Consider the following 12,545-nt stretch of genomic DNA (forward strand, 5'->3'; position numbering starts at 1 on the left):
TTGCTCTCTTGTTTTTATCCATCGCTATTTATATAGCTAATTTTGATGCTTTTTTCATTTGAGCTTTAAATTCATGCTGCATTTCTCTCTGAACTTTTTTAGTAGATAAATCCGCAAGACTAATTTTTCCCTTTGCGATTTGGCCTAAGATAACAATATATGTTTCACCAAGAGCAGTTGTTAACGTTGCTGCTGTTGCTGCTGAAATTGCACCACCTGCAATCGTTCCAACTCCCGGAATCATTTTAAAAATATTACTCACTATTTTTTTCCTGCACTCGTTGCTCCAGTTGTTCCAAGAATTGCATAGATAATAGTCATATACTTTTCTTTCTCAATTCTTAAGCCAAATGCTGCTGTGATTTTTGCTATCATATCCATCTGTACGGTCATAATAAGCGGAGCATCAGAAGTAGGTATAGGCAAACCTCCTATCACCATTACCGTTATGACTGTACTTTTGATAACTATCCTTGCTTTTTCTTGTTTAAGCGCTATGCTAGCATCCTGAATGGATATAAAAGTTGCTTTCACATAGTCAGGAAGAATATCATTCATTTCCCATGCGAGTTGCTCTATGCCATGTGCTTTTATTTCCATTCCACCATCAGTTGGAAAATTTTCCGATAGCACCGGGATGATTTTTTTAATTGGTAAATTTTCCTTTTCAATTTCTTCTTTATTTGTTTCACATTTTCCTTTAAAATGGATTTTGTCAAAATAACAACAAGAGGAACATTACAGTATTTTGTTTTTATTGCAAGGTCTCTCAAAAATTGAATTTCCGTTGGTTCAATACGCCCGGATGATGCGTTAATACAATACCATACACAATGGATTGCCTGATTTACATCTCCTGTCTCAGTTCCATTATTAATCAAATCAACAACATCATCCAATAGATTTTGGGCCGTATTATCTCCCTTTAATTCCATCCCTGGTGTATCGTAAAGAACTAATGGAATATCTTTCTTTTCAATTTTTCTAATAGCTTGTGTAACAGGTTTTCCTATGCCCGTCTCTGCTAATTTCTGACCAAAAATAGTATTAATAAGTGTACTCTTTCCAACGCCTGTTTTACCAATTATCACAATATTTAAAGTCGTAAAGTTACTATATTCATCCTTTATTTTATTTCCTATATCCTGCAGTATCTCTAGATTCTCATATGAATCAGCCATTGTCATTGTGCTCCTTCCCTTTAGTTCTTTTAACTTTTACATATTCAGATGTCCAATCCTCATCAAAAATAGGTTTTTTTAGAGATGTTGTATATAGCTTTTCAGATAACACTGAAATTAATCTAGGTATTGCAAATATTATTCCTATGGTACATATCACTCTGTTGGTTATTCTCTCTGCTAATCTCTTTCTTTTTTGCGTTTGAATTAAATTTTTTAGTTCTTCTATTTTGGGCATAAGCTGTGTATTCATAGATATCTTCACAGTGTTTTCCACCTCTGCTTTTATAAGATTTTCAAAAAATTCTTTCTCCTTGTCTTCCATACTAATTCCTCCAGTAATAACTTTTTTCTAAACAAAGTCTCTTTCTCCTTTTTCAATATTATCTATCTCTTTTTTCCCTTAATTGTGTATTTAGTTCTTGTTTCAAAATTTTCTGTCCTTCTTTGGTTGTTAAATCACTTACCCGCATTTCACCTTTACTAATTTTTATCAAAATTTTAATATATGCATTTCCTAATGCTGTAGTTAAAAATGCTGCTGTCGTTGCAGAAATTGCACCACCAGTCACTGTTCCTATTCCTGGAATCATTTTAAAAATATTAGACACCACTGTTTTTCCAATAAATGTTGTCCCCATTGTACCTATTGCCATTGTTGCAATAGTTGTTAATGCTGCTTTTTGAATCGGAATATGAAAAATTGTAGTGATATGCATCAACATTGTTACCTGTGTAGGTATTAAAAGTGCAGCGTCTGAAAATGGAATTGGGACCGCACCTGTCGTAGCAGCTGCTGCAGCTGCGATTTTAACTGCTTTATATGCCGCCTTTTGTTTTAAATCTAGATTGGACATCTGAATCGCTGCAAACGTATCCTTTTGATCATCTGGCAAAACACTAAACATTATATCTATTAGTTTATCTACTCCAAAAGCTTTAATTATCCCTTGCCCATCAACATGATAATCTTTCGCCAAAACCGGTATAACCTGTACGATTGAAAGCTTTTCCTGTTCAATTTCTCGCTTTAGTTCTGTTACACAATTTTTTTGAAGTGCCTGTGTAAGAACCACAATTATCGGGATATTATATTTTTTAGTTTTTTCTATAAAATTTTTCAAGAATTCAAGTTCTGCCGGTTCTATTTTACTCAAAAGGGTATTTATACAATAGCAAACACAATGAATCATTTGACTCTGATCACCGCTAGTGTTACATGTCCTAACCAATTTAACCATTTCTTTAAGAAGATTATCTGCAGAATTATTTCCGCCTAATTCCAGACCTGGTGTATCATAAATCGAAATTGGCATTCCCATTTTTTCAATCTTATGAATCTTTTGTGTGACTGGTTTTCCAAGCCCTTCTTCTGTTATACTTTCTCCGAATATGCTATTAACTAAGGTACTTTTTCCAACCCCAGTCTTACCAATAATTAAAACATTCAGTTGTGCTAATTTATCATCCACCATGTTAATTTCTCCCTTTGAAAAAATTTTTCAAACCATTTTTTCCTTCTCGTTCTCCAAATGTTTCATCCATCTCTTCAGGTGAATGCATAATCTTATCATGTTCCACTCCATCTGTCTCCACCAGTTTAGTAGATGCATCTGCCTTTCTCTTCTGGCTCGCCATCCTACTGTCAATCGTCCTCATCTGTACCAAAAAATAGCGATACTCTGCCTCCACACTTTCACAGTAGGCCACATATATTTCATTAAGTCTGATCTGATTCTGCTGCAGGCGTATCTCCATCTGGCGCAGATATTCTTTTTCTTCACCTTTTGAAGCTGCCATAATGTCCTTATAGAATTTAGCAATCTTCTGATCCAGCACAGCTCCAACACGGACATTAATTTCTCTCAGTACAAGATAAGACAGTCGTAATGACGCCGCAAAGTTAAAATGCAGACAGAATGTCAATGCATTTCCACCGCTTCTAAGCGCTGCATCCCCAACGTCAATCAGACAAAGTGTTCCATTAGAAACCAACTGCATCATTCGGAAGCTGCCGTATGTATTAGATGGTATGCAGTCTTCCCATCGTTTTTTATCCACTAAATGGCGTTTGATAGCCCAACATGCACTGGTCGCTAATTGCTGGAACACTACCGGAATCGCAGTTGCAGCGCCAAACCTTGCATCATATCCCTGCTGGAATGTTCTAGCCATAACTTCTGCGAATGTCTGCCGATCCTTTCCTACCTGAAATCTTCCAAATTTACAAAACTGAGTCAGTTCCATAAACGGCATAGGTACGCCGCTTCCGCGTCCTCCGCTGCCTCGGCTTCCTGTACTTCCTGCTGCATCTGACATAATATGTCCCAGCCAGTTCGTAAAACCGGCAAAGAGCTTTGCGGCAAAATTTCCACCTCGTAACTCAAAATTCCCGTCCTGAGTATCAATGCGAATCAGACGTCCATTTGAAACATAACTTGCTTTATTCTGAAACTGATCTAAAATCGAGAAAAATAATCCCACAATATCCGGTGAATGTGCCAACGATTTGAGATGATGATTTTGAGGGGAAATCGGGAATTTTCTTCCCACTTCTTCCATATTTTTCTGATCATAATTGACTTTATATGTCCTCTCCAGAAAACCAATAGCGGAAGCTATACTGTTCTCATTCCCATCTTTGGGGTTCCACCCAGAGAACTTCGCAAATTTCTTTACCAAGGTATCCACCTGGTGATCTGTTAACTGGTTAAGCGCTGATTTTCTGCCCGGCATCTGCACAAAGAAAACATCAATGAATCCAGCCATCGCACCGCAAAATGCTGCTAAACCAAATTCATATTTATCACACCAGTCCATCTGTACATTTAATTCCGCTACACTCGTACAATAACGTGAATCTGAAATCTGTTTCTGCATCATATCACCTCTTCTACACCATATACTCTGCCTATCTGCTTATTGGAATTAACTCATTTATTCTCACTGCAAGTGACTGTGAATTATTTATCATCGTTTGCAATTTGAGAACTTCCCGATTAGAAAATCTGCTATAATCCTGGGCTTTCATTTTTTGCAGTTCAGTTAATTCTCTTTTTACCGTCTGATCGAGTTTTTCAGTTTCAATTTTGAGCACATCCACTCTCTTCTGAATGCCCTGCAGCCGCGTCATATCTATTCTCATCTTCGTAATCTCCACTTCTGCATTCTGTGCTTTCTTTTTATTATCTGAAACCATCTTAACTCCCGCCGCTACAGCACCGCTGATTCCTATCGCAATACCAACTGGACCTGCCAGCGCAAGAAGTGCTTGTCCACCTACGACACCAGCCCCACCAACTGTCAATGCCCCACCTCCCAGCCATGCAAGCGCAGCATTTGCAGCAGCAGCCCCACTAAGAGAGCTGATTGCGGCTCCGGTTGATGCTGTACCAAATGTAGTTGCTGCTGCCAATGCTACATTAGGTCCAAGCAGCGCAACTCCTGCTCCTGCGGCAGTACTCCTTCCTAACATCATTCCAGATTTATTCCGAGGTGATTTGTATTTATATTTTTTGAGCTGTTTTTCAAATTTCTGATAATCCTGATTTATTTTTTTGCTTTTTAAATCGTACTCATATGGACGATTCGATATAGCCTGTATGTACTCTTCACAACTATGGAGCGTTGCTACCGCCCCTTTTCTGACTTCGCACAACACTTCACAGTGGCTCAACGTCTCCTGAAAGACCTTCTGATACTCTTTTCTCTCCTGCTCCAATTTCTCTTCCATCTGATTCTTTGCATCCGAAAAGAACATTATAATTCTCCTCCCGTTTTCTGCTCGCAGCCATTTTATTCGCTGATCATTTCCACTGCACTCCCCTGCCCCTTCAACCACATATCCACCCCATCACCACCAAACACCTCCGCCTCAATCACCTTGCCACCCTCGCCATCTCTAATCACCTTCGCCGTCGGCAGCCGGTCCAGTATCGCCTCCACCGACATCCCCGTATACTTAAACCGGATTTTCTTCAACTTCCCGCCATACATAAACTGCACCCGTTTCCGGAATTCTCCTTCCTCGAAGCGGTCTTTATACGGCACATTAAAATGTTCGTCGGTGATTTTAAAGGACTTGATGCGGTCGATCCGGTAGATGGTTGGGTAGATATCATCTTTATTAGTGAATTCCTTTTCCCGGTCGATATTCCGCAGGAATGCCGCCAGATAAAAATAGTACTCCGAGAACAGGATCCCAACCGGCTCGATGGTCCTCTTGACAAATCTGGGCTCTTTCATTCGCTCGTACTTGATCTCCATGACATAGTGATTCTGTACGGCCTGCGCGATGTCCCAGAGGCCGGGGATGATGAATTTTCCGTGATGTGGTTCGATGTAGTGAAATTTTTCGTTAGATATGAGTGAGTCAACTGCTGCCCTGCTCTTTTGCGGGACACAGCTTGCTGTCAGTTTTTCGAGGATCGGAAACATTTCCTCTCTCCTCATGGAGCGGCTTTCCAGAAGGATCTTGCACACAGCCAGGATCTCCCCGTTATTTAACAGAGGTTTTTCCTCCCGCTGCAGACGGTATCCGCCGGCTTTCCGGTCGTGGATGACATTCTGGTTTAGGCCCTGTTCCTGAAAAAAGCACCTCAGAGCTTCCACGTCTCGCTGAACGCTGCGCTCAGTGATATGAAACTTGTCCGCCATTTCCTTTTTTGACAGGACTTCTCCGTTCACAAGTCTGGAATAGATCTGAAGCAGACGGTCTGACTTACCTGTTGTACTGTTCATACTCCCTCCCATGCATTCTATGGCTTTATAATCATATAATACTATCTGTTAGTTATAATATTATATTTTTCAGCTCATGTCAATTTTTGTCGTGATTCGCTATCATAAATATATTCGGAGGAAAATTCATGAAATCGATTCACACTGAAAAATATCGCCAAATTGGCCTGAAGATCGCCTATTACCGCAAGCTCCGTGGTCTCACCCAGGAAGAGCTTGCTGAACAGGTCGGACTGACTCCCGCTTACATCGGGCACCTCGAAGCGCCGAATATTTCCAAGGCACTGTCTTTAGATACCCTCTTCGATATCGCCGATGCCCTGCATGTCGAGGCTCAGAAGTTTCTTGTATTCGAGGAATCATGATACTGTTATTATAGCACCTTATATGGACAAAAATTGTCATCGATGTCATTTATTGTCATTATTTCCAATTTTTTTGCAAAAAAAGGCTTTTCAGAGATTGTTCTCCAAAAAGCCTTTTTCTTTTTTGCACATTTCACTTTTCGAATGTGCAAAATTTGCATATGTAAGTTCCGAATATGCAGATCATTTCTTATTTGTCCTAGAAATTTCCCGGCAAAATCTCCTTTCCCGCAAGGATCTCCTCATAATCCTTCAGGTTTCTCTGCAGCAACTCCGGTGTATTCAGTCCATACGGGCATTTGCTCATGCAGTGGCCGCAGTGGAGACAGTCTTTGATCTTCATCATCTTCGCCTGGACTTCCGGTGTGAGCTGGAGGTGGGACGGGGATCTTCTGAGAAGAAGAGACATTCTCGCACAGGTGTTGATCTCGATGCCGGCCGGGCATGGCATGCAGTAGCCGCAGGCACGGCAGAAGCTGCCGAACAGCTGCTTTCTGTCATTCTCGATCAGGGCGCGGATCTCGTCATCCATCACCGGCGGATTGTCGATGTAGCTTAAGAATTCATCGAGTTCGCTCTCCTTCTGGACACCCCAGATCGGGAGCACACTGTCGTACTGTGCCTGGAATACATAAGCCGCTTTCGAGTTGTTGATCAGACCGCCAGACAGCGCTTTCATCGCGATAAAGCCCATGTCCGCCTTCTTACATTTCTCCATGAGCGCCAGATCCGCGTCGCTGCAGAGATAGCAGAACGGGAACTGTAAGGTCGCGTAAAGGCCGGAATCGACCGCCTCGTTTGCGACCGCGAGACGATGGTTCGTGATACTGATGAAACGGATCTTTCCCTGTTCTCTCGCTTTTAATGCCGCATCGTAAAGGCCGGATTCATCGCCCGGCTTCGGACAGACTGCCGGGTTGTGGAACTGATATACATCGATGCAGTCCGTCTTTAACAGACGCAGGCTGGTCTCAAGATCTTTCCAGAATTCATCCGCTGTTTTTGCCGCGGTCTTTGTTGCGAGATAGATATGGTTTCTGACATCACTGAGCGCATAACCGATCTTCTCCTCACTGTCGGAGTAAGCTCTCGCCGTATCGAAATATGTAATTCCGCCGTCGTACGCCTTTCTTAAAAGCTTTGCCGCCTCTTCCTTCGTGATCCTCTGGATCGGAAGCGCACCGAATCCGTTCTTGTTGACCGTGATCCCGGTCTTTCCAAGTGTAACTGTCGTCATGAAGATATCCCCTTTCCCGATATTGTACGGCCCTGCGGCCTGATCATGTTTTTTCACAGCTGAACATGCTGTCTTCTTTATGAATTGCCCGCAGACAGCTGACATTTCTGGTTACAGTACACGGTCACTCCATGCCCGCGCACTGTAACAGGATTTTGCCGATGCTTCGCATTCCAAATTGGCAAAATCCGCGGCCATAACGGTATCATACGGAATTTTCAGTCCAGAAAATTCCTACCCGTGAAAAATAACCATTTCTGAACTGCGGGCAAATGATATTCCAGATTATAATACTTTCCGCCTCACAGCAGGCAAAATACCGTCAAAAAGCATTATTTCATGCTTCACGCAGCTACCTACTGCTTTCCGGCGTCCAGCATCTCCTTCAGCGCTTCATCCCCGTCATCGATCCACGCGTCCTCTTCGTCCGCGTTGAGACCGAGGAATTTCGCCAGCGTTCTCTCGTCATCGCTGTTGTTCCACTCATCGACATAGTCGTCGATCGCTTCAAATTCAATTTCTCCTGCCTGGTACTTTTCTTTGAATGTCATTTTCCTGCTCCTTCAGATTCTTGAGAATCGTGATCTCCTGATTATCGATGTGTTCCCGCACAGCCATCTTCGCCTCCTGGATATGGCGCAGTGTCAGTGCCTTTAAAATGTGTTCATGCTCCACCATGAGGATCTGGCGCTTGTCCGCATCCTTGATATACTCCAGGCGGTAGCGGTACATCTGCTCTCTCAGGTTATTTAAGATCTGCACCAGCTTCTGATTCTTCGTGCTGTTGTAGATGATCTCATGGAAGCTCTCATCTGTCTGGGCGATCTGCATCGCATCTCCGTTCTCGATCGCAGCCTTGAAATCAACTTCCGCTTTGTTTAACTCATCAAGCTCTTCCTCGGTGATCCTCTGGCATGCGAGGTCGATCGCAAGCTCCTCTAAGGAACGGCGCACCTCCAGAACATCCCGAAGGTTGCTCTCGGAGATCTTTGCAACCTCCGCTCCCTTTCTCGGGATCATGAGGACCAGACCTTCCAGCTCCAGTTTCCGGATCGCCTCTCGGATCGGGGTACGGCTCACACCAAGCCGCTCCGCAAGCTGGATCTCCATCAGGCGCTCGCCCGGTTCCAGTTCTCCTTTTAAGATTGCCTGACGCAGGGTCTTGAATACGACATCCCTGAGCGGCAGATATTCATCCATATTTACTTCAAAATGATTTGTCATCGTGTCTTTACTCCTCTATCTGGCTTTCTTCCGGTTGTAGAATTCAGTCAGGTACACCTGGCGGGTCAGACGCCCGTCATCCGCCTCTTTAAGCGCCTGGCAGGTCTTTTCCGCGAGTTCCCTGTCCTTATAGATACCGAACACGGTAGGGCCGCTGCCGCTCATCAGGGAACCGCAGGCGCCGTTCTCCATCATCATACTCTTGATCCTTGCGATCTCCGGGTGATCCGGGATCGTCACCGTCTCAAGGACATTTCCAAGGCGGCTGATCACGCCGTCAAGGTCGCCGTTTCTGATCGCCTCAGTCATTCCGTCGATATCCGGATGTTCCTCCGGTGCAAGCTCATTTACCCGCAGTTTTCCGTACACAGCTTTCGTTGAGACGGAAATCTGCGGCTTTGCGATCACGAGATGGCACTTCGGGGATGGCGGGAGCTCCGTTAAGATCTCGCCGATCCCCTCGGAGAGCGCCGTTCCGCGCATGATGCAGTACGGGACATCCGCACCGAGCTTTACGCCCCGCTCCATGAGTTCCTTCTTCGTAAATCCGAGATCAAACATCCGGTTCACGCCGACTAAAACAGCTGCCGCATCGGTACTTCCGCCGGCCATGCCCGCCGCCACCGGGATATATTTGCGGATCCTGATGGTCACGCCGTCTTTGATCCCTGCCTCATCTAAAAGAAGCTTTGCCGCGCGCCACGCAAGGTTTCCTTCCCCGTCCGGCACGAACGGAAGGTTCGTCTCCGTCTTGATCACGCCGTCCTCCGTCCGGTCCATGTCGATCCGGTCATACAGGTTCACGGTCTGCATGATCATGCGGACTTCGTGATAACCGTCCTCTCTCTTCCGGACCACATCCAGCCCAAGGTTGATCTTTGCGTAGGCTTTCAGCTCTAAATGGTCTTTCATCTTGTCACCTTCTATTTTCCATGTGTGTGATCCGGATCATGCCGCCTCTCACACTCGCAGATCTTCGCTTACGCTCCATTCATCGCAAAAAAGGCGCCATCCGGATCAAATTTCTGCCGAAACAGGCTTACACATTGTATTTATGTTGTTTGTATACAATGTTTAATATACACGATGATGACACCATTTGACAAGAGAAATCTGAGAGAAATAAATGACTTTTTTTCCTATTTGCCGCTATATTTCGAATTCACGATCGGCAGGAACGGCGCCTGCCATTTCATTCGGAATTTTCTGCCCCGGCTCATCCGCAGCATGCCTCAATCGCAGGCGTGGTTCCTCACGCCGCCCTCACGAATCCAAGTCTCTCCGCCACCTTCTTCGACACGATATTATCCTTTTCGATCCGTGCGAGAAACTGAACTGTTCCGAATTCCTCTTTCGCATATTCAACAGCCGCCAGACATGCCTCTTTCGCATACCCCTGTCTCCGATATTCCGGAAAGATATGGTATCCGAGTTCCAGCGTGTCATCCAGGATATTTTCATCGTCAAAAGACAAAAGCCAGTCTTCCACATCCCCGGCCGCATCATCCTGCGGGATCCGGAATCCCACAACACCGGCGAGGTTTCCGCTCTTTTTTTCCTCGACCGCCCAGAATCCAAACTCAAACACTTCGTAGTGGCGCTTCGTGTATCCGGCGATCTTCTCCGCCGTATCCAGACCGTCATCGACATGATTTTTCACGATCTCCTCATAGTCGCGCTCCGCGATCTCACGGAGAATGAGCCGCTCCGTCTCACAGATCGTCCAGGGCAGTCCCAGATGGCGCCTTGCGATCCGCTCCAGAAACTCTTCATCTGCATCCTCGACATCTGTGATCAATGTGTCCGCACACCATTCATTTTCCTTCCCGTCTTCTCTCCATAATCCAACAATGGCTCTCCTTGCAGCTTTCGCCGCCTGGAGAGCCTCGTTTTCATCTGAGATCAGAACAGGAACTTTTTCACCGTCTACCATTGCGTAACGGATCTCCTGCATGGCCTCACTCCTTTTTTATCAGCACTTCTCCGGTTCCGGATACTCTACGCCGAAGGTCTCTGCTGTGATGGATTTGATTTTCTGTTCCTTCATCGGGCGGTCGCTGTAATCGGTGCGGACCTCAGCGATCTTGTTGACGATGTCCATACCGTCGATAACCTGACCGAATGCCGCATACTCACCGTTTAAGTACGGAGCATCCTTGTGCATGATGAAGAACTGGGAACCTGCGGAGTTCGGGTTCATCGCGCGGGCCATAGAGAGAACGCCCTCGGTATGTGCCAGATCATTCTGGAAACCGTTGTGGGAGAACTCTCCCTTGATGCAGTATCCCGGGCCGCCCATTCCGTTGCCGTCCGGGCATCCGCCCTGGATCATGAAGCCTTTGATCACACGGTGGAAAATCAGTCCGTTATAGAATCCCTTATTTACAAGACTTAAAAAGTTATTTACCGTATTCGGAGCAACGTCCGGGTAAAGCTCAGCTTTGATGATATCGCCGTTTGTCATTTCGATGGTAATGACCGGATTTTTCTTTTCTGCCATTGTCTTTCTCCTTTTTCCTCAGACACGACCGCTGGCTCAGAAAACAGATTTTCTTCTTCCGCTGGCTGCGTCTTCATTCTTTTTTTGCTGCAGCCGTCCAGGAATCTTCCGGCTGCCGATTACCCTATATTATACAGGGCATGGCCCCGGATGTCCACAATTTTTCATGGCAACATTTTATCTCTATGCCATACAGCAGCGGTGAGACTCCGAGCAGGAGCGCCTTAATTCAGGGATCTGGTTTCTCTTAGCCCGCGGCCTTTAGCAGTCACACGAAGGCTTAGCGGAAGCTTTCCTGAATTACCGAGTGCTCCTGATCGGATGCTCACCGCGTACCCTCACCAATACACTACTTCTTAATCAACCATGGAGAACACGATCTTGATATTCGCATCAACTTCCATCTCTCCCGGCATCACGTTCATGTCCTCAACCGCATTCTCTGCTCCTGCTGCCATCGACACACTTTCTTTCTGCAGGTTCACGCCGCCGTCTATGTATCTGCCGTACTGGTTGTCCGAATATTCCTCGATGCTGACCACATCTCCGAGTGTCCGTCCGCTGGCCTCTGCGAGCGCCTGTGCTTTTGTTCTCGCCAGCTCGACCGCTTTCTTTAACGCTTCCGCATACGCATCATCATATCCGCTGGAATAGTAGGATACGGAATAGATCTCATTTGCACCGGCGTTGACTCCGCCAGAAAGCAGCGTCCCAACCTGCTCCACCGTCACGTCGGAGACAGTCACTTCCGTCTGCATCTCATATCCGATGAGTTTTCTTGTATCGGAACTCCAGTCATACCGCGGATTCAAGCTGTACCCGGATGTCGTGATCGATTTTTCGTCGATCCCCTGTCCTTTCAGATATTCAGTCAGAGAGTTCAGAGCTTCCGTATTCTTCTGCTGGCACTCATCCGCCTTCTGTGCCTCACTCGTCACCGCGAACACGATCTTTGCCATGTCCGGGACGATCTTCACGGTCTCGCTGCTGTCCATCGTGATCTTTCCGTCCGAGCTGTCTCCCACGTTCTCAACTCTCACCGTATCCGGCACCGATACACTCGTGCTGCATCCCGCAAGAGAAACTGCCATCATGGCTGATAATCCGATCGCTGTCAACATTCTTTTTTTCATACTGATTCCTCCTCTTCTCCAAACGTCCGCCTGACGAATAAATTCCCGGCTTTTTATGTACATGGTCCTTACTCAGGGGTCCGGAGCTCTCCGTTTCACCTTCCCTGCCCTGTATCATCTTATATGAAGGAGTATAGCAGAAAACTATGGAAGTATCTTATCTTT

General features: G+C 45.5%; 16 protein-coding genes. 1 reads left to right on the plus strand and 15 read right to left on the minus strand.

The features are described 5' to 3' along the window. Positions 1-28: 28 nt before the first annotated feature. Genes ACI3EW_RS14295 through ACI3EW_RS14330 form a run of 8 tightly spaced genes read right to left on the minus strand, consistent with a single transcriptional unit; the run spans position 29 to position 5,921 of the window. On the minus strand, positions 29-262 hold the full coding sequence (locus ACI3EW_RS14295) for a hypothetical protein (protein ID WP_118530999.1): 234 nt from the start codon (positions 260-262) through the stop codon (positions 29-31). Continuing rightward, complete coding sequence (locus tag ACI3EW_RS14300; protein ID WP_405580765.1) at positions 262-600, minus strand: hypothetical protein; 339 nt, start codon at positions 598-600, stop codon at positions 262-264. Before ACI3EW_RS14300 ends, ACI3EW_RS14295 begins: the two co-directional genes overlap by 1 nt. Continuing rightward, complete coding sequence (locus ACI3EW_RS14305) at positions 591-1,181, minus strand: GTPase (RefSeq protein ID WP_405580768.1); 591 nt, start codon at positions 1,179-1,181, stop codon at positions 591-593. Before ACI3EW_RS14305 ends, ACI3EW_RS14300 begins: the two co-directional genes overlap by 10 nt. Then, positions 1,174-1,506 (minus strand): hypothetical protein, encoded by a 333-nt coding sequence (locus tag ACI3EW_RS14310; protein WP_118531003.1) that lies wholly within the window; start codon positions 1,504-1,506, stop codon positions 1,174-1,176. Before ACI3EW_RS14310 ends, ACI3EW_RS14305 begins: the two co-directional genes overlap by 8 nt. A gap of 58 nt (positions 1,507-1,564) precedes the next feature. Next, a complete protein-coding gene (locus tag ACI3EW_RS14315; RefSeq protein ID WP_118531005.1) occupies positions 1,565-2,656 on the minus strand; it encodes a GTPase in 1,092 nt (363 codons plus the stop codon). 1 nt (position 2,657) lies between these two features. Further along, entirely contained in the window at positions 2,658-4,064 is a 1,407-nt protein-coding gene (locus ACI3EW_RS14320; protein ID WP_118531007.1) for a hypothetical protein, read from the minus strand. A gap of 28 nt (positions 4,065-4,092) precedes the next feature. Beyond that, the gene (locus tag ACI3EW_RS14325; protein WP_118531009.1) at positions 4,093-4,941 is read right to left on the minus strand and encodes a hypothetical protein; all 849 of its coding nucleotides are present in this window, start codon (positions 4,939-4,941) and stop codon (positions 4,093-4,095) included. Positions 4,942-4,976: 35 nt separating this feature from the next. Next, positions 4,977-5,921, minus strand: coding sequence for a helix-turn-helix transcriptional regulator (locus ACI3EW_RS14330; RefSeq protein ID WP_118531011.1), 945 nt, complete (start codon positions 5,919-5,921; stop codon positions 4,977-4,979). 128 nt (positions 5,922-6,049) lie between these two features. Here ACI3EW_RS14330 and ACI3EW_RS14335 point away from each other — a divergent pair, with 128 nt between their 5' ends. Beyond that, positions 6,050-6,286, plus strand: coding sequence for a helix-turn-helix domain-containing protein (locus ACI3EW_RS14335; protein WP_118297206.1), 237 nt, complete (start codon positions 6,050-6,052; stop codon positions 6,284-6,286). A gap of 199 nt (positions 6,287-6,485) precedes the next feature. On the opposite strand, the gene ACI3EW_RS14340 is transcribed toward ACI3EW_RS14335, so the two are convergent. The 7 genes from ACI3EW_RS14340 to ACI3EW_RS14370 form a co-directional block, all read right to left on the minus strand. Continuing rightward, positions 6,486-7,523, minus strand: a complete 1,038-nt coding sequence (locus ACI3EW_RS14340; protein WP_405580775.1) for an aldo/keto reductase — start codon at positions 7,521-7,523, stop codon at positions 6,486-6,488. Between the two features lie 356 nt (positions 7,524-7,879). Continuing rightward, positions 7,880-8,074: a hypothetical protein gene (locus ACI3EW_RS14345; protein ID WP_015553121.1), complete on the minus strand. Its 195-nt coding sequence runs from the start codon at positions 8,072-8,074 to the stop codon at positions 7,880-7,882. Beyond that, entirely contained in the window at positions 8,037-8,747 is a 711-nt protein-coding gene (locus tag ACI3EW_RS14350; protein ID WP_118297207.1) for a GntR family transcriptional regulator, read from the minus strand. The genes ACI3EW_RS14345 and ACI3EW_RS14350 overlap by 38 nt, the downstream gene beginning before the upstream one ends. Positions 8,748-8,762: 15 nt before the next feature. Beyond that, on the minus strand, positions 8,763-9,659 hold the full coding sequence (gene ispE, locus ACI3EW_RS14355; RefSeq protein ID WP_118322012.1) for a 4-(cytidine 5'-diphospho)-2-C-methyl-D-erythritol kinase: 897 nt from the start codon (positions 9,657-9,659) through the stop codon (positions 8,763-8,765). A gap of 340 nt (positions 9,660-9,999) precedes the next feature. After that, positions 10,000-10,701, minus strand: a complete 702-nt coding sequence (locus ACI3EW_RS14360) for a GNAT family N-acetyltransferase (protein ID WP_118531013.1) — start codon at positions 10,699-10,701, stop codon at positions 10,000-10,002. Between the two features lie 18 nt (positions 10,702-10,719). Then, positions 10,720-11,247 carry a peptidylprolyl isomerase gene (locus tag ACI3EW_RS14365; protein ID WP_118297210.1) on the minus strand — a complete coding sequence of 176 codons (528 nt, stop codon included), beginning with the start codon at positions 11,245-11,247 and terminating at the stop codon, positions 10,720-10,722. A 356-nt stretch (positions 11,248-11,603) separates the two neighbouring features. Continuing rightward, positions 11,604-12,380, minus strand: coding sequence for an SIMPL domain-containing protein (locus tag ACI3EW_RS14370; protein ID WP_215702632.1), 777 nt, complete (start codon positions 12,378-12,380; stop codon positions 11,604-11,606). Between the last annotated feature and the right edge of the window lie 165 nt (positions 12,381-12,545).

Source organism: Pilosibacter rotomagensis (genome assembly GCF_045062245.2).
Taxonomy (GTDB): domain Bacteria; phylum Bacillota; class Clostridia; order Lachnospirales; family Lachnospiraceae; genus Pilosibacter.